This is a genomic window from Xanthovirga aplysinae (assembly GCF_009711365.1).
Lineage (GTDB): Bacteria > Bacteroidota > Bacteroidia > Cytophagales > Cyclobacteriaceae > Xanthovirga > Xanthovirga aplysinae.
The window spans coordinates 1-265 of record NZ_SMMB01000062.1 but is presented as its reverse complement, the minus strand read 5'-3'; the positions used below and the strand labels follow the sequence as shown (position 1 = coordinate 265).

Annotated in this window: 1 protein-coding gene; it reads right to left on the bottom strand. The window is 46.4% G+C overall.

From position 1 onward, the window contains the following. The coding region (locus tag E1171_RS22980; protein ID WP_222931254.1) for a hypothetical protein at positions 1-265 on the bottom strand (265 nt) is incomplete at both ends.

Below are 265 nucleotides of genomic sequence, written 5' to 3'. Positions count from 1 at the left end.
AAGGACCACACCATCGGCTTTGATTTTTCCGGCAACATCAAGCTTTTCTGTGGGTGCGGTTTTCCCTATGCCTACATTACCACCATTGTCCACGCGTATACGCTCAGTATTGTTAGTGTAAATGGCCAGTTTGTTATCCCCCTGCTGCTGCAAACCCGTGTTACTGTCTCCAATGGCTAAGTCTATGGAGGGGTTTGTTGTACCAATTCCTACATTACCGACATTATCTATGCGTATTCGCTCAGCATTGTTGGTGTAAATGGCC